Source organism: Pseudoduganella violaceinigra DSM 15887, from assembly GCF_000425385.1.
In the GTDB taxonomy this organism is placed as follows: Bacteria; Pseudomonadota; Gammaproteobacteria; order Burkholderiales; family Burkholderiaceae_D; genus Rugamonas; species Rugamonas violaceinigra.
Genome location: NZ_AUDI01000009.1, coordinates 96,103 through 120,857, shown reverse-complemented (window position 1 = coordinate 120,857; position 24,755 = coordinate 96,103). Strand labels below are relative to the sequence as shown.

General features: G+C 66.0%; 22 protein-coding genes. 17 read left to right on the top strand and 5 right to left on the bottom strand.

What is annotated here, in order from left to right; translation table 11 throughout:
* Positions 1 to 100 precede the first annotated feature (100 nt).
* A complete protein-coding gene (locus tag H597_RS0106850) occupies positions 101 to 2,059 on the top strand; it encodes an alpha/beta hydrolase family protein (protein ID WP_154667998.1) in 1,959 nt (652 codons plus the stop codon).
* Positions 2,060 to 2,075: 16 nt separating this feature from the next.
* On the opposite strand, the gene H597_RS0106845 is transcribed toward H597_RS0106850, so the two are convergent.
* Together H597_RS0106845 and H597_RS0106840 are read right to left on the bottom strand one after the other, a co-directional pair.
* Entirely contained in the window at positions 2,076 to 2,507 is a 432-nt protein-coding gene (locus tag H597_RS0106845; protein ID WP_028101473.1) for a nuclear transport factor 2 family protein, read from the bottom strand.
* 88 nt (positions 2,508 to 2,595) lie between these two features.
* Complete coding sequence (locus H597_RS0106840) at positions 2,596 to 3,444, bottom strand: CAP domain-containing protein (protein WP_035373359.1); 849 nt, start codon at positions 3,442 to 3,444, stop codon at positions 2,596 to 2,598.
* Between the two features lie 51 nt (positions 3,445 to 3,495).
* Between H597_RS0106840 and H597_RS0106835 the strand changes: the two genes are divergently transcribed.
* Positions 3,496 to 4,035 (top strand): DUF2058 domain-containing protein, encoded by a 540-nt coding sequence (locus tag H597_RS0106835; protein ID WP_028101471.1) that lies wholly within the window; start codon positions 3,496 to 3,498, stop codon positions 4,033 to 4,035.
* Here H597_RS0106835 and H597_RS34715 read toward each other — a convergent pair.
* Both H597_RS34715 and H597_RS0106825 read right to left on the bottom strand, forming a co-directional pair.
* Positions 4,025 to 4,192 carry a hypothetical protein gene (locus H597_RS34715; protein ID WP_154667997.1) on the bottom strand — a complete coding sequence of 56 codons (168 nt, stop codon included), beginning with the start codon at positions 4,190 to 4,192 and terminating at the stop codon, positions 4,025 to 4,027. The two genes, H597_RS0106835 and H597_RS34715, sit on opposite strands and share 11 nt — an antisense overlap.
* Before the next feature lie 19 nt (positions 4,193 to 4,211).
* Positions 4,212 to 4,916, bottom strand: a complete 705-nt coding sequence (locus tag H597_RS0106825; protein WP_028101470.1) for a glutathione S-transferase N-terminal domain-containing protein — start codon at positions 4,914 to 4,916, stop codon at positions 4,212 to 4,214.
* A gap of 121 nt (positions 4,917 to 5,037) precedes the next feature.
* Between H597_RS0106825 and H597_RS0106820 the strand changes: the two genes are divergently transcribed.
* On the top strand, positions 5,038 to 7,476 hold the full coding sequence (locus H597_RS0106820) for a penicillin acylase family protein (protein WP_028101469.1): 2,439 nt from the start codon (positions 5,038 to 5,040) through the stop codon (positions 7,474 to 7,476).
* Between the two features lie 23 nt (positions 7,477 to 7,499).
* Here H597_RS0106820 and H597_RS0106815 read toward each other — a convergent pair whose 3' ends face one another.
* Positions 7,500 to 8,135 carry a class I SAM-dependent methyltransferase gene (locus H597_RS0106815; protein ID WP_229632117.1) on the bottom strand — a complete coding sequence of 212 codons (636 nt, stop codon included), beginning with the start codon at positions 8,133 to 8,135 and terminating at the stop codon, positions 7,500 to 7,502.
* A gap of 179 nt (positions 8,136 to 8,314) precedes the next feature.
* Between H597_RS0106815 and H597_RS0106810 the strand changes: the two genes are divergently transcribed.
* The 14 genes from H597_RS0106810 to H597_RS30030 all read left to right on the top strand — a co-directional run bounded on the left by H597_RS0106810 (position 8,315) and on the right by H597_RS30030 (position 24,678).
* On the top strand, positions 8,315 to 9,517 hold the full coding sequence (locus H597_RS0106810; RefSeq protein WP_028101467.1) for a diguanylate cyclase domain-containing protein: 1,203 nt from the start codon (positions 8,315 to 8,317) through the stop codon (positions 9,515 to 9,517).
* 108 nt (positions 9,518 to 9,625) lie between these two features.
* On the top strand, positions 9,626 to 11,089 hold the full coding sequence (locus H597_RS0106805; RefSeq protein WP_035373355.1) for an alkaline phosphatase: 1,464 nt from the start codon (positions 9,626 to 9,628) through the stop codon (positions 11,087 to 11,089).
* 26 nt (positions 11,090 to 11,115) lie between these two features.
* On the top strand, positions 11,116 to 12,522 hold the full coding sequence (locus H597_RS0106800) for an alkaline phosphatase (RefSeq protein WP_028101465.1): 1,407 nt from the start codon (positions 11,116 to 11,118) through the stop codon (positions 12,520 to 12,522).
* A 54-nt stretch (positions 12,523 to 12,576) separates the two neighbouring features.
* Positions 12,577 to 13,248, top strand: coding sequence for a hypothetical protein (locus H597_RS0106795; protein ID WP_028101464.1), 672 nt, complete (start codon positions 12,577 to 12,579; stop codon positions 13,246 to 13,248).
* Positions 13,249 to 13,312: 64 nt separating this feature from the next.
* Positions 13,313 to 13,435 (top strand): hypothetical protein, encoded by a 123-nt coding sequence (locus H597_RS36075; RefSeq protein ID WP_267871882.1) that lies wholly within the window; start codon positions 13,313 to 13,315, stop codon positions 13,433 to 13,435.
* A gap of 163 nt (positions 13,436 to 13,598) precedes the next feature.
* A complete protein-coding gene (gene galE, locus H597_RS0106790) occupies positions 13,599 to 14,606 on the top strand; it encodes a UDP-glucose 4-epimerase GalE (RefSeq protein ID WP_028101463.1) in 1,008 nt (335 codons plus the stop codon).
* Positions 14,607 to 14,819: 213 nt separating this feature from the next.
* Positions 14,820 to 15,758 carry a glycosyltransferase family 2 protein gene (locus tag H597_RS0106785; protein ID WP_035373352.1) on the top strand — a complete coding sequence of 313 codons (939 nt, stop codon included), beginning with the start codon at positions 14,820 to 14,822 and terminating at the stop codon, positions 15,756 to 15,758.
* Between the two features lie 4 nt (positions 15,759 to 15,762).
* The gene (gene rfbB / locus H597_RS0106780; protein WP_028101461.1) at positions 15,763 to 16,821 is read left to right on the top strand and encodes a dTDP-glucose 4,6-dehydratase; all 1,059 of its coding nucleotides are present in this window, start codon (positions 15,763 to 15,765) and stop codon (positions 16,819 to 16,821) included.
* Entirely contained in the window at positions 16,818 to 17,696 is an 879-nt protein-coding gene (gene rfbD / locus H597_RS0106775; RefSeq protein WP_028101460.1) for a dTDP-4-dehydrorhamnose reductase, read from the top strand. Before rfbB ends, rfbD begins: the two co-directional genes overlap by 4 nt.
* Before the next feature lie 12 nt (positions 17,697 to 17,708).
* Complete coding sequence (rfbA, locus tag H597_RS0106770) at positions 17,709 to 18,590, top strand: glucose-1-phosphate thymidylyltransferase RfbA (RefSeq protein ID WP_028101459.1); 882 nt, start codon at positions 17,709 to 17,711, stop codon at positions 18,588 to 18,590.
* The gene (gene rfbC / locus H597_RS0106765; protein WP_028101458.1) at positions 18,590 to 19,135 is read left to right on the top strand and encodes a dTDP-4-dehydrorhamnose 3,5-epimerase; all 546 of its coding nucleotides are present in this window, start codon (positions 18,590 to 18,592) and stop codon (positions 19,133 to 19,135) included. Before rfbA ends, rfbC begins: the two co-directional genes overlap by 1 nt.
* Positions 19,135 to 19,953, top strand: coding sequence for an ABC transporter permease (locus H597_RS0106760; protein WP_028101457.1), 819 nt, complete (start codon positions 19,135 to 19,137; stop codon positions 19,951 to 19,953). Before rfbC ends, H597_RS0106760 begins: the two co-directional genes overlap by 1 nt.
* A complete protein-coding gene (locus H597_RS30035) occupies positions 19,943 to 21,346 on the top strand; it encodes an ABC transporter ATP-binding protein (RefSeq protein WP_051293599.1) in 1,404 nt (467 codons plus the stop codon). Before H597_RS0106760 ends, H597_RS30035 begins: the two co-directional genes overlap by 11 nt.
* Positions 21,343 to 24,678 carry a glycosyltransferase gene (locus H597_RS30030; protein WP_051293598.1) on the top strand — a complete coding sequence of 1,112 codons (3,336 nt, stop codon included), beginning with the start codon at positions 21,343 to 21,345 and terminating at the stop codon, positions 24,676 to 24,678. Before H597_RS30035 ends, H597_RS30030 begins: the two co-directional genes overlap by 4 nt.
* Positions 24,679 to 24,755: the final 77 nt, after the last annotated feature.

Here is a 24,755-nt window from a genome sequence, read left to right as displayed (position 1 = left end):
AAACCTAACATAGTCCGTCGCCGCGTCAAACAGAGTGCTGCAGTTGCCAGTGCAACTTGCATAGGGTAATGTTGCAGTTTTGGTAATCGTGATCGCCGCCATGCGCCTGCCCCGCCTCGCTTTCTCCCTGCTTGCCGCCGGCGCGGCCCTGCAGGCTGCCGCCGCGCCCGATGCGGCCGCATATTTCCGCGACCCGGCCCTGCACGATGCCGCCATGGCACCGGACGGGCGCCATGTCGGCATGCTGCTGACCAATGAATCCGGGCGCACCATGGTGGGCGTGATGGCGGCGCAGTCGCAGAAGCTGGCGCCGGCCTTCAGCTATAGCAATGCCGACGTGGTGGGCGCCAGCTGGATCAACAGCAATCGTCTCCTGCTCACCGTGGCGAACGTGAACAACAGCGGCAATCCGGTGCCGAAAGGCATTATCGCCCTCGACCGCGACGGCAGCGGCTATGCCGAAGTGGCGCCGCTGGTGCCGCACAGCGAACGGTTCGCCCAGCCGGGCCGCCATCTGTTCAGTGGCAGTACCGATAGCGATGGCTGGCTGCGCAGCAGCCTTGGCGCCCACGATATTTTTGTCACGAGCGTGTACGAGAACGGCGCCAGGGTGCTGTCGCGGCTCGATACGCGCGGCGGCAACATGACGTTGCTGTTCGCACCGTTCGAGCGCCTCAGCGGCGATGCCGACAGCGGGCGCAACTATACCTTGGACCGCTTGGTCGACGAGAAAGGCAGGCTCAGCGTCGCCCTGATCCAGCGCGATGGCCGCCATCTCTTGCAGCAGCAGGATGGCGGCGGCGACTGGCTGCCGCTGGCCAATTTCGCGCCGGGCGCGGCCGACGCCATCGCGCCCCTGCTGCACCTGAACGGCAAACTGTATGTCGCCGCCCGCAATGGGCAGGATACGACGGGCATTTACCGCTTCGACCCGGCCCAGCGCAAACTGGGCGCCGAGCCGCTGATCAGTATTCCCGGCAACGATGCCGAGGGGCAGTTCATCGTCGGTGGCGGGCGTATCCTGGGCTTTCGCACCAGCGCCGGCCCGCGCACCACGATCTGGTATGACGCCGCCCTGCGCGCGGCACAGCAGCAGGTCGACGCGGCCCTGCCCAATACCGTCAACACGCTGCTGCCCGCCGCCAGGGCGGAGCTGCCGTACCTGCTGCTGTCCGCGGAGTCCTACCGCGAACCGGCGAGCTATTACCTGTATCACAGCGTGAGCGGCAAACTGGTGCGCATCGGCGACAGCCTGCCGGGCATCGATCCGAAGACGGCGCCGGAACGCATCGCCGGCAGCGTCAAGCTGGCCGGCGGCATGGACATGCCGGTCTGGCTCAGCGTGCCTGCGGCCAGGGCCGGCAAGACCCTGCCGCTGGTGCTGCTGCTGGGCGAGAAGGCCTGGCAGCGCGCCCAGCCCGAATCATGGAACGCGGCGGAATCGTTCCTGACGGCGCAAGGCTTCGCCGTGCTGCAGCTCGATCCGCGCGGCACTTACGGCTATGGTGCGCGCTACTTCGAGGCCGGCTGGCAGCAATGGGGGAAAGGGTTGCAGGACGACCTGGCCGCCGCGGTGAAATGGGCCGCCGCGCAGGGCGTGGCCGACCCGGAGCGCGTGTGCGCGGCGGGCACCGGCTTTGGTGGCTATGCCGCCGTCCTGGCCACCGCGCTGCAGCCGGACATGTTCAAGTGCGCGCTGAGCTGGTCGCCGCAGGTCGACCCGGCCATGCTGCAGCAGCGTGAAGACCGCTGCGACTGCCAGCCGCCGCTGCACACGCCGCTGGGCCAGATCGGCGGCGCCAGCCAGCCCGCGCTGCTGGACCCGCAGCGCAAGTATGCGCGCCCGGTGCTGCTGGCCTATGGCAAGGACGATGGCGCCGCGCTGGCCCGCTACGCCCCGCAGCTGGCCCAGCTGCTGAAAGCCGGCAATGCGCAGTCCGACGTGCTCGCGTATGAACAGCCTGGCCGCCAGACGGCGCTGGCGGCCAATCGCATCGATTTCTGGAACAAGGCCGCCGCTTTCCTGGCGCGCCAGATCGGCGGCCCGCTGCAGCCTTGATGGCGCTCGCCAGCGCCTAGTGGTGCAGGGCGTTGCCGGCAGGTTTGCCGGCGCTGGCCGGCTGCAGGGCGTGTTCCAGCTTGCTGGTGTCGTAGTAGACGCGCAGGGCGGCGATTTTGCCGCCCTGGACCTTGAACACGTGGACGAAGGGGTTGTCGTAGGGGACGCCGGTGCTGCGGGCGATCCAGCTCGATTCGCCGGTCACCACCAGCGTGTCGCCTTCCTGCACCATGGTCTTGGTCTCCAGCGCCGTGCACTGGGTGGTTTCATTGAGCTTCATGAAAAATTCGGCGATTTCCTTGGTGCCGTGATAGCTGCCCCCTATGGGCAGGTAGTCCGAATCGGGATTGATCATTTCCGCATCGTCGTTGAAGCGTGCAAGCAGGCCTTGCAGGTCGCCCGCCGCGAATAGCCGATAGCCTTCGCTGATGAATTTCTTGGTGTCCATGGCATCCCCCAAAGTACCGGTGCCTGCGACGGCATGCCGCAGGGCTGCCGGTCAGATTAGCCTAGTCCGCGGGGGGCGGAAGTCAAGCTCAGCGCGCGCTACCGAAGACCTGGGTCCAGTAGGCCGTCGGGTGCTTGCCGGGCCGGATGGCGAGGCCGGCGCCCATCTCGCCCAGCTGCGGATTCATCAGGTTGCGACAATGGCCCGGGCTGTCGATCCAGCCCGCCACGGCTTCCTGCGCGCTGTTCTGGCCGCGCGCAATGTTTTCCGCGATCTGGCGCCAGCGGTAGCCTTGCGCTTCGGCGCGCTGCGCCGCCTGCTGGCCCTGCGGGTTGCTGTGGGTGAAGTAGCCCTGCTGCGCCATGTCGCGGCTGTGCGCCAGCGCCGCCGCGGCCAGCTGGCCGTTCCAGGTGAGGGGCGGCGCCGCTTCCATCCAGCTGTCGCCGCAGCGCCGGCCCGCGGCGCGCGCGGCGTTGGTCGCTTGCAGGACTTGCTGCGCGGCTGCGCCGGGGTCCGGCAGCAGCACGCTTGGATTGGGCGTGGGCACCGCCAGCACGATGGTCCAGCTGTTACCGTCCTGGTGCGCGCCGATATGGCGGTAGCGCGGGTCGCCCAGCATGGCGCAATACGACTGGCGCAGCGCGTCGAAAGCACTGCGCGCATCGGCCGGGCCGGCCACCTGCACCGCGTCGGCCAGTTGCGCGTCATAGCCGGCCTGGTCCAGCGCTGCCAGCACGATGGTGCCGGGCCGCAGCGCGACGCGCGCCAGCACGGCCTGCGGCGCCAGCGCGGGCACGGCCGGCCGCTGCTGCCCCTGGCACAGGGCCGGCGCGGTGCGCCAGGCATTGACCAGGGCGGCCAGTTGCGGCGCTTCAGCGGCGCCGGCGCAGGGGAGGGGCGCCGCCAGGGCGCCGGCGAGAAGGAGGTGCCGTTGCATGAGGGCGACTATACGCCCTCTGTTAAACTGTGGGCAACAAAGGAGTGTGACATGGTTTCATTGCAAGAACAATTGATGAAGGCCGGCCTGGTCGACAAGAAAAAGGTCAACAAGGCGCTGCAAGACAAGTCCAAGCAGCACAAGGAAGAGCTGCGCAGCGGCACCAAGGCGTCCGACCAGTCGCGCGAAGCGGCGCAGGCGCTGCAGCGCAAGAACGCCGAGCGGGCGCGCGAACTGAATGCGCAGCGCGACGCGGCCGCTGGCCAGAAGGCGATCCTGGCGCAGGTGGTGCAGATGGTACAGCAGCACCGCCAGCCCAAGGGCAACGGCGACGTGGCCTATAACTTCACCCTGGGCAGCAAGATCGACCGCATCTATGTGTCGGACAAGGTGCAGCAACACCTGGTCAACGGCCGCCTGGCCATCGTGGTGCTGGACGGCGTGGCCGAACTGGTGCCGAAGGTGGTGGCCGAGAAGATTGCCGAGCGCGCGCCGGAAGTGGTGGTGGCGGTGAAAAAGCCGGCCAGCGGGCAGCCGGCGGAAGACGATCCGTACGCCGACTACCAGATCCCGGACGACTTTACCTGGTAAGCAGCACGCCCTGCACGGCGGACGCGGTGTCGCTCACCGTCGCGCCGCCGTCGCCGGCCCAGTTGCCCAAATCAACGCTGCCGCGGCCGGCCAGGCGCGGCGCCAGCACATGCAGGTAATGCGCCTCAATGGCGGTGGAAGCGCCCGGCCATTCCACGCCCGACCCCCCGCAGGAATTAAGCGTGTGCCGGAATTTTCAGCCCGCGCACAACGGCCGGCCGGTCGAGGAAGGCGCCCAGCACGCGGCGCACATTGCTGAACTTGTCAAAGCCCACCAGCTCGCCGGCGCCGTAGTAGTCGACCAGGTTGCGCACCCACGGGAAGATCGCGATATCGGCGATGCTGAATTCCTCGCCCATCACCCATTTGCGGCCGGCCAGGCGCTGCTCGAGCACCGCCAGCAGGCGCGCCGATTCGGCGATGTAGCGGTCGCGCGGGCGCTTGTCGGCGTATTCTTTGCCGGCAAATTTGTGGAAGAAGCCGACCTGGCCGAACATCGGGCCGATGCCGCCCATCTGGAACATCAGCCACTGGATGGTTTCATAGCGCGCCGCCGGGTCCTGCGGCAGCAGCTTGCCGGTCTTTTCCGCCAGGTAGAGCAGGATCGCGCCCGATTCGAACAGCGGCAGCGCTTGGCCGCCCGGACCGTCCGGGTCGATGATGGCCGGGATCTTGTTGTTCGGGTTGAGCGACAGGAATTCCGGCGACATCTGGTCGTTGCTCTCGAAGCTGACCAGATGCGGCTCGTAGGCCAGGCCAGTCTCCTCCAGCATGATCGACACCTTCACGCCGTTCGGCGTGGGCAGGGAATACAGCTGCAGGCGTTCCGGGTGCCGGGCCGGCCATTTGGCGTGGATGGGGAAGTCGGTGATTCCAGTCATGCGCAAACTCTCTCGGTTGGACAATGAACCGCGATTATGCGGCATTCCGGTTGTTCACGCTGCGCGCGGGTTATTATTATCAAGTAGTTAAGTTTGATCATGCTGAAAACTAGGAGAAAAGATGCGACAAAGTTTTTTATCCCGTGTTCTGGCTTTCATTCCCTGCGCCGTGCTGGCGGCGTGCAGCGGCAGCAGCGGCGCCGCCCCGGCCGGTCCCGCGGCGGCGCCCATCTCCGGCACCAATTACGTCGCCTCGATCCGCTACACTTCCTACGGCGTGCCGCACGTCAAAGCCGACAGCTTCAAGGGCGCCGGCTACGGCTACGGCTACGCTTTTGCCAAGGAGAATGTCTGCCTGTATGCGGAAGAGCTGGTGACCCTGCACGGCGAGCGCGCCCGGCATTTCGGCGGCGCCGGCGGCTACCTGGGCCAGTTGGGCGACACCTTCCCCAATATCGATTCCGACTTCTTCTATAAACTGACGTTCACGCCGGCGCTGGCGGCGAACATCAAGGCCGCGTCCAGCCAGGATGCGCAAGACCTGACCGCCGGCTTCGTGGCCGGCTATAACCGCTACCTGAAAGAGACCCCGGCCGCCAGCCTGCCCGCGGCCTGCAGCGGCATGGCCTGGGTGCAGCCGATGACCGAGGACGACGCCTACCTGCGCTTCGCCCAGGCCTCGATGGCGGGCAGCTCGCTGGCCTTCATCAAGCAGATCGGTTCGGCGCAGCCGCCGAAGACGGCCGGCGCCGCCCTGCGCACGGGCGGCAAGACGCGCCTGCTGGCCGCCGCCGGGTACACCCGTTCCTCCATCTTCCAAGGGATGCAGGCGCTGCACGAGCATGCCATCGGCTCGAACGGCTTCGGCCTGGGGCGCGACGTGACCCAGTCCGGCAAGGGCCTGGTGTTCGGCAACCCGCACTTCCCGTGGTGGGGCGCGCTGCGCCTGAACCAGCTGCACCTGACCGTCACCGGCAAGGGCTACGATGTGTACGGCGCCACCCTGCTGGGCGTGCCGCTGCCGCTGATCGGCTTTAACGACAAGGTCGCCTGGACCCACACTTTCTCGACCGATAACCGCTTCACCCTGCGCTACCTGGTGCTCGACCCGAGCAACCCGACGCGCTACATCAAGGACGGCAAGCCGGTGGTCATGACGGCCGTGCCGCTGACGATCAGCGTCAAGGGCGCCGATGGCGCCGTGACGCAGCTGTCGCGTACCCTGTACACCACCGAGTTCGGGCCGATGCTGATGGACAGCTCCTTCGCCTGGGGCACGGCGTCGGCCTTCGCCATCCAGGACGCCAACCTGGCCAACTACAAGCTGATCGACCAGGTCATCCTGAACGGGAAATCGAGCAGCGTCGACAGCCTGCGCCAGGCGGCCCTGACCCATGTAGCCATGCCGTGGGTGAACACCATGGCCGCCGACAGCGCCGGCGACACGCTGTACGGTAATTTCTCGGTGGCGGCCAATGTCGCCGACGCCCAGCTGGCCGGCTGCGTGCCCGGCGCCGCGCAAGGGGCGCCGTTCCAGGACATCATGGCCAGCACCGGCGTGGTGGTCATGGCCGGCACCAGCTCGGCCTGCGACTGGTCGGGCGCGGTGAGCGCCGCGCGCCGGCCCTGGATCAAGCGCAGCGACTATATCCTGAATGCGAACGACAGCCACTGGTGGCCCTCGGCCGGCGCCTTCCTCACCGGCTACCCGAAAATCATCGCCACCGGCCCGAATGCGGAAGGGGCGCCGCAGAACAACCGCACCCGCACCGGCCACGCCATCGTGCGCGACCGCCTGGCCGCGGCCGACGGCCTGGCGGGCAACCGCTTCACCATGGCCAACCTGCAGCAGATCTACCTGCAGGCGCGCTTCTTCAAGGCGCAGAAGTGGCTGCCGGAATTCACCAGCGCCTGCCTGGCGTCCGGCAGCGCTTCGGCGGCGGCCAAGGATGCCTGCACCGTGCTGCAGGATTGGGACAAGACCCATGCGCCGGGCAGCGCGGGCGCCATTCTTTTCTTCGAGCTGTATGCCGCGCTGGGCGAGCTGAATGCCGGCTCGTGGTGGAGCGTGCCTTACAACCCGGCCGATCCGCTGGAGACGCCGCGCGGCGCGGCCAATATCCCGGCCGCCATGGCCAAGCTGGAGGCCCTGGTCGCCGGCAGCCAGTTCGACACGGCGGCCAAGCGGCGCACCCGCCCGGAAGAAGTGCAGACCCTTTCGCGCCCGGATGGCAGCCTGGCGCCGCCGGGTGGCCGCTACACCTTCATGAACTGGCGCGGCGTGAAGAACCAGATCTACCCGGGCATCTGGATCTACACGGCCGATTCCAAGACCAATGCCGGCGCCTACGGCAACAGCTATCTCCAGTTCGTGACCTGGGACGACGGCGGCCCGGTGGCGGAAGGCATGCTGACCTACGGCCAGTCGTCCAATCCGGACAGCCCGCATTTCAACGACCTGACCAAGCTGTACGTCAAGGGCCAGTGGGTCAAGCTGCCCTACACCGAGGCGCAGATCACCGCCGACCCGAACTACAAGTTGCTGAATATCTCGGAGTAGCGGCGGCGATCGCGCCCGGTGTCCTAGCGGACGGTCCAGCCGTTGCGCGCCATGAGGGCGGTGGCGGCTGGATAGGCTGCGGTGTGGATGCTGACATCGGTGAAACCGGCCAGCATCGGGTAGGTCCAGGCGTCGGCGCCGAACTCGGTCTGCACCACCAGGTCGTCGCTGGCGGTCGCCGGGTTGCCGTGGAAGCTCTTTTGCAGACCGCTGCGGTCGCGGGTCATGCGGCCCACGATGGTCGGCACCGTATAGCACAGCGCGCCGCCCGGCTTGAGCACGCGCCGGCACTCTTTCAGCGCATGCACGAAGTTCGGCACATGTTCCAGCGTATCGGAGTGGATCACCACGTCGAACGTGGCGTCGGCGTACGGGATGGCGTGCATGTCCACCTCCGGGTAGGCGCCGAAGACATAGCCGCCGAAGCGCCGCAGGAAGGGAGTGAGCGTGCCCGCTTCATTGATTTCAAGGATAGACAGCGTCCGGCTATCCGGGCCATGCAAGGCTTCCTGCAGCGTCTGCGCGGTGCCGAGGAAGGCGCGCACGGCGTTTGCCAAGGCGATCGAGCGCAGGTTCGCGCCGCACTGGTCGCAGGTTTCGCCCTGCTGGCGGTCGATGTAGTCCGCCTCGCTCCGGGAGAGCTGCCACTCTTTGATCAAACCGTCCCACAGCACCGGCCTGCAGGAAAAAACAGTACCACCACAAACCCCGCAATGCATTTTCAGCCTTTCGATCGTGTGTCAGAGGCTGGCAGTATCGCACACACAGCACAACTTGATTGGCCCGGGCCGGCCAATATCATGAAAACAGCCACCGGGTTTTGCGGTATCCTCGACGCATGACCGATGCCCTGGAACGCTTGCCCGAGCTGTTGATGGATGCCGTCTTCATGGTGGAGGAGGGCGGGCGCATCGTGTTCGTCAATCCCGCCTGCCAGGTGATCTTCGGGTACGCGCCGGAAGAAATGGTCGGTCGCGTCATCCTCGACTTCATCCATCCGGACGACCAGGCGCGCACTGTGGCGGAAATGGGACAGGTGCTGAACGGCCGCCCCGGCCTCGGTTTCGAAAACCGCTACCTGCGCAAGGACGGCAGCGTGGCCCACATCATGTGGAGCGCGCGCTGGTCGGCGCAGGACCGCCTGCGCATCGGCGTGGCGCGCGACATCAGCGAGCGCAAACTGGCCGAGCAGCGCCAGGCTGGCATGCTGGCCCTGGCGACCGCGGCGCACGGGGCGGAAACGCTGCCCGAGCTGTTCCGCGCCGTCGAGCGCATCCTGCAGGAGCTGCTGCCGCTGCGCGCCATGGCCGTGCTGCTGCAGCCGGGCGATCGCTTGGCCTATTCCAGCGCGCGGACCGGCGCCGGCGTGGGCGGCGCCGCCGGCTGGCACCACGTCACCTTGTCGGGCTCGGGCATCGCCTTCGGTGAAATGCGCCTGGACCTGGGCCGCCGCGGCGCGCTCTCGGCCAAGGAAATCGACCTGCTGGAATTCACCGCCGGCCAGGCCGGCGCCGTCATCGAAAGGCTGGCGCTGCATGCCGACCTGGCCCACGCGGCGCGCTACGACGAGCTGACCGGCCTGCCCAACCGGCGCCTGTTCCAGGACCGCATCCTGTCGGCCATTGCGCGCTGCCGGCGCGGCCAGTCGCGCGGCGCGCTGCTGTTCATCGACCTGGACGACTTCAAGCAGGTGAACGACGAGTGCGGCCACGTGGCCGGCGACCAGCTGCTGCAGGCCATCGCGCGCCGCATCACGTCCTGCGTGCGCGAAGCCGATACAGTGGCGCGCATCGGCGGCGATGAATTCGTCGCCTTGCTGGAAAACGTCGCCGACCAGGCGCAGGCCGCGGCGGTGGCCGGCAAGATCCGGCAAGTCATCGCCACCCCGCTGCTGCTGGCCGGCCGCACCCTGCAGCCGCATGCCAGCATCGGCATCGCCCTCTATCCCGAACACGGGGAAGTCATCGACCAGCTGATGCGCCATGCCGACCAGGCCATGTATGCCGCCAAGGCTTTGCGCAAGGCCGCCGCCGCGGACTGAGGCCGCTGCGCCCATCGATTTTCTTCATGCCGTTGGAAACTTCGTCATAGCGCCGTCATAAAGCGCCGCTATCGTGGCAGCTTTTCAACCATGCTGGAAATACACCACATGAAACGCAAAGCCTCCCTGTTCACGGCCATCAGCGTTGCAGTCGCCACTTTGCTGGCCGGATGCAGCCAGAGCGGCACCAACACGTCCGCCGAAAACGGCCAGACCCCCGCCACGCCGCCGACCAATGTCATCTTCTTCCTCGGCGACGGCATGGGCATGACCACCATGACGGCGGCGCGCATCTACGCCGTCGGCGAGGACGGCGAGCTGACCATGGACACGCTGCCGGAGACCGCTTTCGTCAAGACCTTCTCCAACGACGCCCAGGTTACCGACAGCGCGCCGTCGATGTCGGCCTACATGACCGGCGTGAAGATGAACAATGAAGTCATTTCGATGTCGACCGAGACCCAGGCCATCGATCCGGTGGCCGATGCCAACGGCAACAAGCTGGGTAACAACTGCGGCGCCGCCAACGGCAAGCCGGTGCCGACCCTGATCGAGCAGGCCAAGGCCAAGGGCCTGTCGACCGGCGTGGTGACGACCACCCGCGTCACCCACGCCACCCCGGCCGCGACCTATTCCCACGTCTGCCACCGCGACCTGGAAAACGATATCGCCGCGCAGGCGGTGCCGGGCGGCACCGGCTACAACAGCGCGCTGGGCGCCAACGGCCTGGACGTGCTGATGGGCGGCGGCCGCCAGTTCTTCCAAAGCAGCAAGGACGGCGGCAAGCGCGCCGACGGACGCGACCTGATCGCTGAAATGAAGGCCAAGAACTACGCCTACGCCAGCAACGCGGCCGAATTCAACGCCATCGACGCCAGCAAGACCGACCGCCTGCTGGGCCTGTTCACCTCCGGCCATATGAGCTACGACCTGGACCGCGACCCGGCCAAGGAACCCAGCCTGGCCGAGATGACCACCAAGGCGATGGATGTGCTGGCCAAGAACAGCAAGGGCTACTTCCTGATGGTGGAAGGCGGCCGCATCGACCATGCGCTGCACGAAACCACCGCCAAGAAAGCACTGCAGGACACCGCCGCTTTCGACAATGCGATCAAGGCCGCCCTGGCCAAGGCGCGCAGCACCGATCCTGAACTGAAGAACACCCTGATCGTGGTGACCGCCGACCACGACCACACCCTGGTGCTGAACGGCTACGCCAAGCGCACCGGCAAGACCACCGCGTCCAACGCCGGCGTGCTGGGCGTGGTCAAGGATTACGTCACCGGCGCCGTGACCAAGGACAACGACGGCGCACCGTACTCCATCATCGGCTTCGGTAACGGCGAGAACCGCACCCAGAGCAGCCGCGCGGCGATGGCCAGCCTGGACGACAGCGTCACCGGCGCCAACACCTACCACCAGGAAGCCGTGGTACGCGTCAGCGCCGGCAACGAGACCCACGGCGGCACCGACGTGTTCCTGGGCGCAATCGGCAAGGGCGCCGACACCTTCAACGGCACCATCGACAACACCCGGGTCAACGCCCTGGTGAAGGCCGCCGCCGGACTGTGATCACATACTAAGAACTGGAACCGCATATGAAGCACACTATGATTGCCGGAGCACTGGCGCTGGCATTTTTCAACGTGGCCAACGTCGCCAACGCGGCTGGCGAAGCCAAGAACATCATCTTCTTCCTGGGCGACGGCATGGGCCCGTCCACCATCACCGCGTCGCGCATCTACAAAGTCGGCGAAGACGGCAGCCTGAACATGGACAAGCTGGAGCGCACCGCGCGCGTCAAGACCTACTCCTACGATGCCCAGACCACCGACAGCGCGCCGTCGATGGCGGCCTACATGACTGGCGTGAAGATGGCCAATGAAGTCATCTCCATGTCTTCCGACACCGTGGCGACCTCGCCGTCCAAGGACGCCAACGGCAACCTGACCATCGACAACTGCGCCGCCGGCAACGGCAAGGCGGTTGCCACCATCCTGGAACTGGCCAAGGCCAAGGGCAAGGCGGTCGGCTCGATCACCACCACCGAACTGACCCACGCCACCCCGGCCGCGACCTATGCGCATATCTGCAACCGCAATGCGCAGTATGCCATCGCGGCCCAGGCGGTGCCGGGCGGCGCCGGCTACAACAGCGCGCTGGGCGACGGCGTCGACGTCCTGATGGGCGGCGGCCGCAACCACTTCACCCCGTACAATGCCAGCAGCAACAAGTCCGGCCGCGCCGACGGCCGCGACCTGCTGGCCGAACTGGCCGCCAAGGGGTACACCGTGGCCGCCACCAAGGCGGAAATGAATGCGGCGCCGAACGGCAAGAAGTTCATCGGCATCTACAGCAGCAAGAGCCACCTGGAGTATGAGCTGGACCGCAGCGCCACGCCGCCGGTCGGCGAGGGCGCCAACCAGCCCAGCCTGGCCGAGATGACCGTCAAGGCCATGGACTTGCTGTCGCAGAACGGCAATGGCTACTTCCTGATGGTGGAAGGCGGCCGTATCGACCACGCCCTGCACGGTACCAATGCCAAGCGCGCGCTGACCGATACCATCGCCTTCGACGACGCCATCAAGGCCGCGCTGGACAAGGCCAGGCTGAGCGACCCGACCCTGGCCAACACCCTGATCGTGGTCACCGCCGACCATGACCACACCTTGGCCTTCAACGGCTACGGCAAGCGCGGCAACCCGATCCTGGACATCAACCGCGACTACAAGAGCGGCCAGCCGAGCAAGGATGCCGACGGCAACACCTACACCACCCTGGTGTTCGGCAATGGCCCGAACCGCCCAGCCCTGCGCACCAGCGTCGACAGCGCCACCGCGCTGGGCAACGACTACCTGCAGGAAACCGGCGTGCGCCTGTCCAGCGAAACCCACGGCGGCGGCGACGTCAAGCTGTTCGCCACCGGCGCCGGCGCCAAGTCCTTCAAGGGCACCATCGACAACACCAAGGTGTTCACCCTGCTGAAGTCCGCCTTCGGCTTCTAAAGAAGTACGGGGGCGGCCCGCGGGCCGGCCCCCGGTTTACCGGTTCCAACAAGCATGCTCCTGCGCACCCTAGTCCTCGCCCTGGCGCTCGCCGCCCCCACAACCCAAGCCGCCACCAGCGCCCCGCCGCTCGACCTGCGCGTCGAGTACTACAGCAAGGCCGTCAGCCCGGAAGGCGTCACGCGCGAAGTGCGCTATGCCGAAACCATGCTGCGCCGTCCCGGCCATGTATGGGTCATGCGCGTGCTGCCGCAGCAGGCGCCGGCCGCCGAGCATGAACACAGCGTGCACAAGCATTTCAATCCAGTGCTGCTGCCGCGCCACGTGCAGCAGGACGGCGACAAGACGCGCCTGGAATACGTGGACGCCCGCAACAAGGAAGTGATCGCCGTGCCGCCCGGCGAATACGGCAATGTCGACTTCGACGGTTCCTGGACCAATGCCTATTACCTGTTCGACCCGAAACTGGTGCAAGCCATGCCGCTGTCGCAGCGGCCGTCGGCCGTGGCCGGCGCACGCTGGCGCGAACAGCAGCGCAACGGCTCCTTCCGCCGCGTGCTGTGGGATGAGCAGCGCCAGATCCCGCTGCGGATCGAAAGCGGCGACCTGGCCGCCACCACCTTTCACCGCGTCGAAGTGCAAGCCCAGGCCAACCTGGCCACTGCGCTGCCCTGGCAGCAGACCAAGGGCTACGCGCAGCGCGAATACGGCGACTTCCTCGACTGACAGCACGGCGGTGCTAAACGCCTGAAATATGGTTAAAATGGCATCTTTTTAGCGGAGATGCCCCGTGAACAGCCCGACCGCCTTCCCGCCGCCCCCGGGGCCGCCCGGCCCCCATCCTTCCCTGAACCGCTGGCCCACCGCCGCCGCCCTTGCTGGACAGCGCGGCGCGGCATCGCTGCCGCGCTGAGTTATCATCTCTTGCTTTGCCGGATCAACGCCCAATTCATATTGCCGCGCCGGCAAGAATAATAATCTGGCATCTTAGACCCGGGTGGTGCGATGTAATCGCGCGGCGTGCGCCGGGAGCCAGGCGCAATCACGACCGGACTGTTATTCAGAAAAGGATGCGCATGAAGATTCTCGTAACAGGCGGCGCCGGCTATATTGGATCGCACACTTGCGTCGAATTACTGGCGGCCGGGCATGACGTTGTGGTGTTCGACAATTTCAGCAACAGCCAGCCGGCGGCCCTGGCGCGCGTGGCGCAGATTGCCGGGCGCTCTGCCGTGCTGGTCGAAGGCGACATCCGCGACCAGGCCGCCATCGAAAGCGTGCTGCGCCAGTACCGCTGCGCAGCCGTGATCCACTTTGCCGGCTTGAAAGCGGTCGGCGAATCGGTCGAACAGCCGCTGGCCTATTACGACAATAATGTGGTCGGCACCCTGCGCCTGCTGGCGGCGATGCAGGCTTGCGGCGTGCGCACGCTGGTGTTCAGTTCCTCGGCGACGGTCTACGGCGAGCCGCAGCGCCTGCCCTTGCGCGAGGACCATCCCCTGTCGGCGACCAACCCGTATGGGCGCAGCAAGCTCATCATTGAAGAGATGCTGCGCGACCTCTACCGTGCCGATCCGGCCTGGGGCATCGCCATCCTGCGCTACTTCAATCCGGTGGGCGCGCATGAGAGCGGCCTGATCGGCGAAAACCCGCTGGGCATCCCGAATAACCTGATGCCTTTTGTGGCCCAGGTTGCCGTGCAGCGGCGCGAGTTCCTGCATATCTGGGGCAGCGACTACCCGACCCCGGACGGCACCGGGGTGCGCGACTACATCCATGTGGTGGACCTGGCGCTGGGCCACCTGAAGGCGCTGGAGCGGCTCGGCACGCCCCAGTGCAGCGCCATCAACCTGGGCACCGGCATCGGTTACAGCGTGCTGGACGTGGTCCAGGCGTTTGAACGCGCCAGCGGGATCCGTATTCCCTACCGCCTGTCGCCGCGCCGCGCCGGCGACGTGGCCGCCTGCTACGCCGATCCGGCGCAGGCCGAGCAGCAACTGGGATGGAAGGCGCAGCGCGATCTTGCCGCCATGTGCCGCGACCATTGGAATTGGCAAAGGCAGAATCCCGAGGGTTACGCCTAAATGGATAAGGTTGTGACGAGATGTTAGAATGTTGGCCAATTTTTGTGTATGCGGGCAGAATGTCCGCGCCTGGCCGGAAGGCTGGCGCACCTGCGACCGGTGATGGTGACAAAAGGCCCGCGAGGGCCATTTGGCGTTAACCATAATTATTTATTTGGCAAAAGTAACAGGTTTGGTCGGCATGACTGCACCAAACGATAAGGCGTTTTGAATATGCAAGTGAACGATGCTTTGCCAAAAGTGGCGATTCTGCTCTGTACTTACCACGGTCAGCACTATTTGGCGGAACAGCTCGATTCGATCGAGCGGCAGACCTATACGAATTGGGAAATATGGGCATCCGACGATGGTTCGGAGGATGACACGCACGCGATTCTCGAGCGCTATCGCGCCAAGTGGGGCGCGCACCGTATTTCCGTGCATAACGGCCCGGCCGAAGGCTTTGTCTCCAACTTCCTGTCCCTGACCTGCAAGGCCGATATCCAGGCCGACTTCTACGCCTATTCGGACCAGGACGATATCTGGGAAGACGACAAGCTGGAGCGGGCCATGGACTGGCTGCGCAGCATCCCGCAAGGGGTGCCGGCCCTGTACTGCTCGCGCACCCGCCTGGTGGATGCCGAAAACCGCGACATCGGCCTGTCGCCGCTGTTTGCCAAGCCGCCCAGCTTCGCCAATGCCCTGATGCAGAATATCGGCGGCGGCAACACCATGGTGTTCAATGAAGCGGCGCGCCAGCTGTTGCGCGAGGCGGGCGAAAACGTCAAGGTGGTCTCGCATGACAGCTGGGCCTATATGGTGGTGACCGGCTGCGGCGGCCAGGTCAAGTACGACCACTATCCTTCGCTGCGCTACCGCCAGCACGGCGGCAACGTGGTGGGCATGAACTCGGACTGGGCGGCGCGCCGGGTGCGCATCCGCATGCTGTGGGAAGGCCAGTTCCGCGCCTGGAACGACCGCCACCTGGTGGCGCTCAAGCGCCTTCACCCGCACCTGACGCCGGACAGCCGGCGCACCCTGGAGCTGCTGGAACGGGCCCGCAAGCGCTCGCTGCTGCCGCGCCTGATCGGCCTGAAGAAATCCGGCATTTACCGCCAAACCCTGCTGGGCAACCTGGGCCTGGTGGCGGCGGCCATTTTTAAGAAGATCTGACACTATGACTATTCTGGTAACCGGCGGCGCGGGTTTTATCGGCGGCAATTTCGTGCTGGACTGGCTGGCCCAGTCCGATGAGAAAATCGTCAATCTCGACAGCCTGACCTACGCGGGCAACCTGGACACCCTGCGCAGCCTGGACGGCGACGCGCGCCATGTGTTCGTGCACGGCGATATCGCCGACGGCGCCCTGGTGGCGTCCCTGCTGGCTGAGCACCAGCCGCGCGCGGTGCTCAATTTCGCCGCCGAGAGCCATGTCGACCGTTCGATCCACGGCCCGGCCGCCTTCATCCAGACCAATATCGTCGGCACCTTCAATCTGCTGGAAGCGGTGCGCGCCTACTGGAACGGCCTGGACGCGGCGGCGCAGGCCGCGTTCCGCCTGCTGCACGTGTCGACCGACGAAGTCTACGGTTCGCTGGACGCGGAGGCGCCGGCCTTCACCGAGCAGCACCGCTACGAACCGAACAGCCCGTATTCGGCCAGCAAGGCCGCCAGCGACCACCTGGTGCGCGCCTACCACCACACCTACGGCCTGCCGGTGCTGACCACCAATTGCTCGAACAATTACGGCCCTTACCATTTCCCGGAAAAGCTGATCCCGCTGGTCATCCACAATGCCCTGGCGGGCAAGGCCCTGCCGATCTACGGCGACGGCCAGCAGATCCGCGACTGGCTGTACGTCAAGGACCACTGCAGCGCCATCCGCCGCGTGCTCGACGCCGGCCGGCTGGGCGAAACGTATAACGTGGGCGGCTGGAATGAAAAGGCCAACCTGGACGTGGTGCACACCCTGTGCGCCATCCTCGACGAGCTGCAGCCGCGCGCCGACGCCCAGTCGTACCGGACCCAGATCACCTTCGTCAAGGACCGTCCCGGCCACGACAAGCGCTACGCCATCGACGCCGGCAAGCTCGAGCGCGAACTGGGCTGGAAGCCGGCCGAGACGTTCGAAACCGGCATCCGCAAGACCGTGCAGTGGTACCTGGACCACCAGGGCTGGGTGCAGAACGTCACCAGCGGCAATTACCGCAACTGGGTGGAGCAGCAGTACGCATGAAAATCCTGCTGATCGGTAAAAACGGCCAGGTCGGGCAGGAGCTGCAGCGCACCCTGCTGCCGCTGGGCGAGCTGGTGGCCCTGGGGCGCGCCGAGCTCGACCTGGGCGACCTGGCCGCCGTCCGTGCCGCGCTGGCGCAGCACGCGGCCGACGTGGTGGTCAACGCCTCCGCCTACACGGCGGTGGACCGGGCCGAAGCCGACGAAGCCGGCGCGCAGGCCGTGAATGCCAGCGCCGTCGGCGCGATGGCCGAGTACGCGCGCGCCAGCGGCGCCCTGCTGCTGCATTATTCCACCGATTATGTCTTCGACGGGACCAAGGACGCGCCCTATGTGGAGGGCGACGCCACCGCGCCGCAAAGCGCCTACGGCCGCAGCAAGCGCGCCGGCGAAGAAGCCATCGCCGCCAGCGGCTGCAAGGCCCTGGTGTTCCGCACCAGCTGGGTGTTCTCGGCCCATGGCGGCAACTTCATCAAGACCATGCTGCGCCTGGCCGGCGAGCGCGACAGCCTGAACGTGGTCGCCGACCAGTTCGGTGCTCCCACCTCGGCCGAGCTGATCGCCGATGTCAGCGCCCTGGCCCTGGCCGCCTACCGCCGCGGCGCCCTGGCCGACGGCATCTACCACCTGACCGCTGCCGGCGCCACCAGCTGGCACGGCCTGGCCAGCTACGCCATCGCACGCGCCCAGGCGCGCGGCGCGGCCTTCCAGGTCGACCCGGCGCGGATTTGCCCGATCGCCACCGAAGCCTACCCGCTGCCGGCCAAACGGCCGAAGAATTCCCGCCTCGACACCAGCAAGCTGGCCGCCGCCCTCGGGCTGCAGCTGCCGGACTGGAAAATCCACGTCGACCGCCTGATCGATCAATTGTCCTGAATGGAATCCCGCATGAAACGCAAAGGCATTATTCTGGCCGGAGGCTCCGGCACGCGGCTCCATCCCGCCACCCTGGCCATCAGCAAGCAGCTGCTGCCGGTGTTCGACAAGCCGATGATCTACTATCCGCTCAGCACCCTGATGCTGGCCGGCATCCGCGAGATCCTGATCATCTCGACGCCGCAAGACACGCCGCGCTTCCAGCAGCTGCTGGGCAGCGGCGCGCAGTGGGGCTTGAACCTGGAATACGCGGTCCAGGATTCGCCCGACGGCCTGGCCCAGGCCTTCCTGATCGGCGAGCGCTTCATCGGCGACGACCTGTCGGCCCTGGTGCTCGGCGATAACATCTTCTACGGCCACGACTTCCACGACCTGCTGGCCAATGCCATGGCGCGCAGCGACGGCGCCAGCGTGTTCGCCTACCATGTGCACGACCCGGAACGCTATGGCGTGGCCGAATTCGACGCCCAGCGGCGCGTGCTCTCGCTCGAGGAAAAACCGGCCCAGCCGAAGTCCCATTACGCGGTCACCGGCCTGTACTTCTACGACCAGCAGGTGGTCGAGCTGGCCCAGCGCCTGAAACCGTCGGCGCGCGGCGAGCTGGAAATCACCGACCTGAACCGCCTGTACCTGGAGCAGGGCAAGCTGAATGTGGAAATCATGGGGCGCGGCTACGCCTGGCTGGACACCGGCACCCACGAATCGCTGCTGGAAGCCAGCCAGTTCATCGCCACCCTGGAAAACCGCCAGGGCCTGAAGGTGGCCTGTCCCGAGGAAATCGCCTTCCGCCAGCGCTGGATCGATGCCGCGCAGCTGGAACAGCTGGCGCGCCCGCTGGCCAAGAACGGCTACGGCCAATACCTGCTGCGCTTACTGAAAGAGACGGTGTACTGATGAACGCCACCCGCTTGAGCATCCCCGACGTCGTCCTGCTCGAACCCAAGGTGTTCGGCGACGAGCGCGGTTTTTTCTATGAAAGCTTCCACCAGGCCCGCTTCGATGAGGCGGTCGGGCGCCGCGTCAACTTTGTCCAGGATAACCATTCGCGCTCGGCCAAGGGCGTGCTGCGCGGCCTGCACTACCAGATCCAGCAGCCGCAGGGCAAGCTGGTGCGGGTGGTGGCGGGCGCCGTGTTCGACGTCGCCGTCGACCTGCGCAAGAGCTCGCCGACCTTCGGCCAATGGGTCGGGGAAATCCTGAGCGCCGACAACAAGCGCCAGCTGTGGGTGCCGGAAGGCTTCGCCCACGGGTTTGTCGTGCTCAGCGACAGCGCCGAGTTCCTGTACAAGACCACCGATTACTACGCCCCGCAGCACGAGCGCAGCATCGCCTGGAACGATCCGGCGCTGGCGATCGACTGGCACTTCGACGGCAGCCCGGCGCTGTCGGCCAAGGACGCCCAGGGCGTGCTGCTGCGCAACGCGGAGGTATTTGCCTGATGCAGCAATTTTCCATCGCCCCCCGCGAATTGCTCGCCACCTCCTGGCGCAACCGCGGCCTGATCAAGGCCCTGGTCGAGCGCGAAGTGATCGGGCGCTACCGCGGTTCCGTGTTCGGCATCCTGTGGTCCTTCTTCCATCCGCTGTTCATGCTGACGGTGTACACCTTCGTCTTCAGCGTGATCTTCAAGTCGCGCTGGAGCGGCGGCAGCGATTCCAAGACGGAATTCGCGCTGGTGCTGTTCGCCGGCCTGATCATCTTCAACCTGTTTGCCGAATGCGTGAACCGGGCCCCGACCCTGATCCTGAGCAACGCCAACTACGTCAAGAAGGTGGTGTTCCCGCTGGAAATCCTGCCCTGGGTGGCGCTCGGTTCGGCACTCTTCCACGCCTGCATCAGCTTGCTGGTCTGGCTGCTGGCCTACGTGCTGTTGTTCGGCATCCCGCATGCGACGGTGCTGCTGCTGCCGCTGGTGGTGCTGCCGCTGCCGTTCTTCATCCTCGGCCTGAGCTGGGCCCTGGCCTCGCTCGGCGTCTACCTGCGCGACGCCACCCAGTTCATCGGCATCCTGACCACCACCCTGATGTTCCTGTCGCCGATCTTTTACTCGGCCGATACGCTGCCGCCGAAATACCAGCATTTGCTGGCGCTCAACCCGCTGGCGCCGGTGATCGGCCAGGCGCGCGATGTGCTGTTCTGGGGCCGCATACCGGACCTGACCTTCTTCGCCGCTTACCTGTGCGGTTCGGCACTGATTGCCTGGCTGGGGTTCGCCTGGTTCCAGAAAACACGGAAAGGATTCGCCGATGTCATCTGAAATCGCGATCAAGATCGAAAACCTCAGCAAGTGCTACCAGATTTACGACCAGCCGCATGACCGCCTGAAGCAGTCCATCCTGCCGCGCCTGCAAAGGCTGGCGGGCGCGCCGGCCAAGCAGTATTTCCGCGAGTTCCAGGCGGTGCACAATGTTTCCTTTGAAGTCAGGAAGGGCGAAACGGTCGGCATCATCGGCCGTAACGGCAGCGGCAAGTCGACCCTGCTGCAAATGATTTGCGGCACGCTGAACCCCAGCAGCGGCAGCATCGTCACCAATGGCCGCATCGCGGCGCTGCTCGAGCTCGGTTCCGGTTTCAACCCGGAATTCACTGGCCGGGAAAACGTCTACATGAACGCCGCCGTACTGGGCCTGACCCATGCCGAGACGGCGGCCCGCTTCGCCGACATCGAAAAATTCGCCGATATCGGCGACTTCATCGACCAGCCGGTGAAGACTTATTCCAGCGGCATGATGGTGCGCCTGGCCTTTGCCGTCATTGCCCACGTCGATGCCGACATCCTGGTGGTGGACGAGGCGCTGGCCGTCGGCGACGCCTTCTTCACGCAAAAATGCATGCGTTTCCTGCGCAGCTTCATGGCAACCGGCACCGTGCTGTTCGTCAGCCACGATACCGGCGCCGTGGTCAATCTGTGCAACAAGGCGGTGCTGCTCGAGCACGGCAGCCTGACCATGCTCGACACCCCGAAAAACGTCATCGAGCAATACCTGGCCAAGCTGTATGAATCGAGCCAGGACATCCAGGGCGTGGCCGAGGTCCAGGTTGCAGCCGAGGCGGTGCGCGCCTTGCCGGCTGAATACCGCGATATGCGCGCCGACCTGATCAACGGCTCGACCCTGCGCAACGATATCGAAGTGTTCAAGTTCAAGTCGGACGGCGAGGGCGGCTTCGGCGCGGGCGGCGCCATCATCAATTCGGTGCGACTGCTGGACGCCGAAGGCGCCCCCCTGTCCTGGGTGGTCGGCGGCGAAGACGTGGTGCTGGAAATCCGCTGCGCCACCCTGCATGCGATGTATCAGCCCATCATCGGCTTCCAGTTCAAGGACCGGCTGGGACAGGTGATTTTCTCGGACAACACCTTCCTGACCTATAAGTTCAATGCGATCGAGGCGGCGCCGGGGCAGCAACTGGCGGCCCGTTTCAGCTTCCGCATGCCGGTGCTGCCGACCGGCGACTACAGTATCTCGCCGGCGATTGCCGAAGGCACCCAGGAAAACCATGTCCAGCACCATTGGCTGCATGATGCGCTGATCGTGCGCGTGCATGCCAGCTCGGTATGCTTTGGCCTGGTCGGGCTGCCGATGCGCGATATCAATATTCAAGTTACATCGCCTGCGAACCGAGCGGGCGAGCATACGGAACAGAGTTTATGAAATTTACCGGCGAGCGTTTTATCCCCACCGAACAAGGCAAGATCCGCCTTGAGCATTACCACCGCTATGCCACCATTCTTGAGATGGTGGCCGGCAAGGTTGTCCTGGATGTCGCCTGCGGCGAGGGTTATGGTTCGGCCATGCTGTCGCAGAGCGCTGCCACGGTGACCGGCGTCGACATTTCCGCCGAAGCGGTGCGGCATGCGGCCAATACCTACCGCCTGCGCGACAATCTGCGCTATCAGCAAGGCAGCGCCACTGCGCTGCCGTTCGCCGACGCGTCCTTCGATGTCGTGGTGTCGTTTGAAACCATCGAGCACCTGGCCGAGCAGGAAGAAATGCTGGCGGAAATCCGCCGCGTGCTGCGTCCCGAAGGCTTTGTCGTGATTTCCTCGCCGAACCGTCCGGTGTATACCGAGGAGAGCGGCGAGCACAACGAATTCCACGTCAAGGAACTCGATTTTGTCGAGTTCGACACCCTGCTGAAGGCGCGCTTCCCGGCGGTGCAGTACTACGGCCAGCGTATCCAGATGGGGTCGGTGATCCAGTCGCTGCAGGGCGGCGAGGCGGCCTTCAATGCCTGGCGCGACGATGGCCATCACATCCTGCCGCAGACGGGCGAGATGACGGCGCCGGTGTACTTCATGGCCATTTGCGGCGCCCAGCCCGGCCTGCCGGGCCTGCCGGCCTCGCTGATGCTGCCGGACCAGCTCGACCTGGTCAAGCATTACGTCAGTTTCGCCAAATGGGCCCAGGACCTGGACAAAGAGGTGGCCCAGCGCGACGCCCTGGTACGGCATTTGCAGGCCGAGCTGGCCAAGCACGAGCGCTTCGAGGAAGCGCAGGCGGTGCGCCTGGAAGAACGCGAACACGCCATCGAACAGTTCGTCCAGTCCCACTCCACGGCCGGTCTGCTGCACGAGATCGAGCTGCGCAATGCCGCCATTTTCCGCCTGGAGCGGCGCTGCCAGGAACTCGATGCGGAAGCTGTGCGGCGCGGGCAATGGGCACAGCGCCTGGAAGGCGAATTGCAGCAGGCCTCGAGCGATATGCTGGCCATCACCCAGACCAACTCCTGGCGCTTGACCAAGCCGCTGCGCGAGGCGCGCCGCTGGGTCTCCATGCCGCGCATCCAGGGCAAGCGCTACGCCAAGGGCGGCTTGCGCGTCGCCAAGCGCCTGTACCAGGCTCTGCCACTGAGCCACCAGACCAAGGCCGCCCACCGCCAGCTCCTGGCGCGCGTGATGCCGCGCGTCCTGCTGGCGACCGGCAGCCATTCCAGCACGATTCCGGCGCAGGCTTTGCCCAGCGCCCTGGTCGCGACCCCGGTGCCTGGCGCCGCCGAGATGGCGCAGTACGCCGCCGCCATTGCCCTGCCGCTGGCGCCGCAGCCCCAGGTGTCGGTGATCATCCCGGTGTATGGCCAGATCGGCTACACCCTGCGCTGCCTGGCGTCGATCCAGCGCCAGCTGCCCGGCATGCCGTTCGAAGTGATCGTGGTCGACGACTGCTCGCCCGATAATTCGCTGGCGATGCTGGAGCAGGTGGGCGGTATCCGCCTGGTGCGCAATGAACAGAACCAGGGCTTTATCCGCTCCTGCAACGCCGGCGCCGCCGCGGCCAAGGGCGAGTACCTGTGCTTCTTGAACAACGATACCGAAGTGGGCCAGGGCTGGCTCGATGAACTGCTGCGCACCTTCAGCGCCTTCCCGGACACCGGCCTGGCCGGTTCCAAGCTGGTGTATCCGGACGGCCGCCTGCAGGAAGCCGGCGGCATCCTCTGGCAGGACGGCAGCGCCTGGAACTTCGGCCGCCTGCAAGACCCGCAGCAGCCGCAGTTCAACTACGCGCGCGAAGTGGATTACTGCTCGGGCGCCTCGATCATGGTGCCGGCCGCGCTGTACCGCGAACTGGGCGGCTTCGACGAGCATTATCTGCCGGCCTATTGCGAAGACTCGGACCTGGCGCTGAAAATCCGCGCGCGCGGCCAGCGCGTCGTCTACCAGCCGCTGTCGGCCATCATCCACTACGAGGGCGTGACCTCGGGTACCGACCTGAACCAGGGTGCCAAGGCTTACCAGGTCAGCAACAGCAAGAAGCTGTTCGAGCGCTGGCAGGAGCGCCTGGCCAGCCACCAGGCCGCCGGCGTTGACGCCGACCGCGCCAAAGACCGCGCCGCGCGCTGGCGCGTGCTGGTGCTGGACCACTGCACCCCGACGCCCGACCAGGACGCCGGTTCGGTGACCGCCTTCAATACCATCCTGCTGCTGCGCGATATGGGCTTCCAGGTCACCTTCGCCGCCGAGGACAACTTCCTCTACATGCCGGAATACACCCCGGCCCTGCAGCGCATGGGCGTGGAAGTACTGTATGCGCCTTACTGCGTCTCGGTTGACCAGCACCTGCGCGAATGCGGCGCCCGTTACGATCTGGTGATGCTGGTGCGCCCGGTGGTGGCCGAGCGCCACGCCAAGACGGTGCAGCAATACTGCCCGAACGCCAAAGTGCTGTACCACACCATGGACCTGCACTTCCTGCGCATGGAGCGCGAAGCGGAATTGCAGAACGATGAGGCCAAGCGCAAGGCTGCGGCGGAAATGAAGGTGCGCGAATTCGCCGCCATGCGCGCGGCGGACGCCACCATCATCCACAGCACCGCCGAACTGGAACTGGTCAAGCCGCAGCTGCCTGATGAAAACCTGTGCCTGTTCCCGCTGATTGTCGATGTGCGCGGCACCCAGCGAGGCTTTGCCGGGCGGCGCGACATCGTCTTCGTGGGCGGCTACCAGCACGCGCCCAACGTCGACGCGGTGCAATTCTTCGTCAACGACGTCATGCCCTTGCTGCGCCCGCTCCTGCCGGGCGTGCGCCTGCACGTGATCGGCAGCAATCCGCCGCCGTCGATCCACGCCCTGGGCGGCGAGGACGTGCTCATCACCGGCTTCGTGGAAGACCTCGATCCGGTGCTGGACCAGATGCGCGTATCGCTGGCGCCGCTGCGCTACGGCGCCGGCATCAAGGGCAAGATCGGCACCGCGATGGCGGCCGGCCTGCCGGTGGTGGCCACCGCCGTGGCGGCCGAGGGCATGTCGCTGGTGGCCGGCGAGCAGCTGCTGGTGGCCGACGATGCGGCCGGCCTGGCCGCCGCCGTCGCCAGGCTGTACCAGGACGAGGCCCTGTGGAATAAGCTGAGCCGTGCGGGCATTGCCTTCGCCGACCAGACCTGGGGCGCGGAAGCGGTGTGGAAAGTCATGGCCGGCATCCTGGGCGGCCTCGGCTTCGCGCCGCAGCGCGGCGCCCGGCGCCTGACCATGTACCGCCGCGGCCAGTGAACGCGGCGGGCCGATCGGAATGAATGCCCCGGCTACGGCCGGGAAAGGAACTATATGATGAAGTTGGACGTAGGAGG

What these genes read in the sequence shown, in the direction of transcription:
- H597_RS0106850 (WP_154667998.1), top strand. Translation starts at nt 101, where the DNA reads ATGCGCCTGCCCCGCCTCGCTTTCTCCCTGCTTGCCGCCGGCGCGGCC.
- H597_RS0106845 (WP_028101473.1), bottom strand. Translation starts at nt 2,507, where the DNA reads ATGGACACCAAGAAATTCATCAGCGAAGGCTATCGGCTATTCGCGGCG.
- H597_RS0106840 (WP_035373359.1), bottom strand. Translation starts at nt 3,444, where the DNA reads ATGCAACGGCACCTCCTTCTCGCCGGCGCCCTGGCGGCGCCCCTCCCC.
- H597_RS0106835 (WP_028101471.1), top strand. Translation starts at nt 3,496, where the DNA reads ATGGTTTCATTGCAAGAACAATTGATGAAGGCCGGCCTGGTCGACAAG.
- H597_RS0106825 (WP_028101470.1), bottom strand. Translation starts at nt 4,916, where the DNA reads ATGACTGGAATCACCGACTTCCCCATCCACGCCAAATGGCCGGCCCGG.
- H597_RS0106820 (WP_028101469.1), top strand. Translation starts at nt 5,038, where the DNA reads ATGCGACAAAGTTTTTTATCCCGTGTTCTGGCTTTCATTCCCTGCGCC.
- H597_RS0106810 (WP_028101467.1), top strand. Translation starts at nt 8,315, where the DNA reads ATGACCGATGCCCTGGAACGCTTGCCCGAGCTGTTGATGGATGCCGTC.
- H597_RS0106805 (WP_035373355.1), top strand. Translation starts at nt 9,626, where the DNA reads ATGAAACGCAAAGCCTCCCTGTTCACGGCCATCAGCGTTGCAGTCGCC.
- H597_RS0106800 (WP_028101465.1), top strand. Translation starts at nt 11,116, where the DNA reads ATGAAGCACACTATGATTGCCGGAGCACTGGCGCTGGCATTTTTCAAC.
- H597_RS0106795 (WP_028101464.1), top strand. Translation starts at nt 12,577, where the DNA reads ATGCTCCTGCGCACCCTAGTCCTCGCCCTGGCGCTCGCCGCCCCCACA.
- galE (WP_028101463.1), top strand. Translation starts at nt 13,599, where the DNA reads ATGAAGATTCTCGTAACAGGCGGCGCCGGCTATATTGGATCGCACACT.
- H597_RS0106785 (WP_035373352.1), top strand. Translation starts at nt 14,820, where the DNA reads ATGCAAGTGAACGATGCTTTGCCAAAAGTGGCGATTCTGCTCTGTACT.
- rfbB (WP_028101461.1), top strand. Translation starts at nt 15,763, where the DNA reads ATGACTATTCTGGTAACCGGCGGCGCGGGTTTTATCGGCGGCAATTTC.
- rfbD (WP_028101460.1), top strand. Translation starts at nt 16,818, where the DNA reads ATGAAAATCCTGCTGATCGGTAAAAACGGCCAGGTCGGGCAGGAGCTG.
- rfbA (WP_028101459.1), top strand. Translation starts at nt 17,709, where the DNA reads ATGAAACGCAAAGGCATTATTCTGGCCGGAGGCTCCGGCACGCGGCTC.
- rfbC (WP_028101458.1), top strand. Translation starts at nt 18,590, where the DNA reads ATGAACGCCACCCGCTTGAGCATCCCCGACGTCGTCCTGCTCGAACCC.
- H597_RS0106760 (WP_028101457.1), top strand. Translation starts at nt 19,135, where the DNA reads ATGCAGCAATTTTCCATCGCCCCCCGCGAATTGCTCGCCACCTCCTGG.
- H597_RS30035 (WP_051293599.1), top strand. Translation starts at nt 19,943, where the DNA reads ATGTCATCTGAAATCGCGATCAAGATCGAAAACCTCAGCAAGTGCTAC.
- H597_RS30030 (WP_051293598.1), top strand. Translation starts at nt 21,343, where the DNA reads ATGAAATTTACCGGCGAGCGTTTTATCCCCACCGAACAAGGCAAGATC.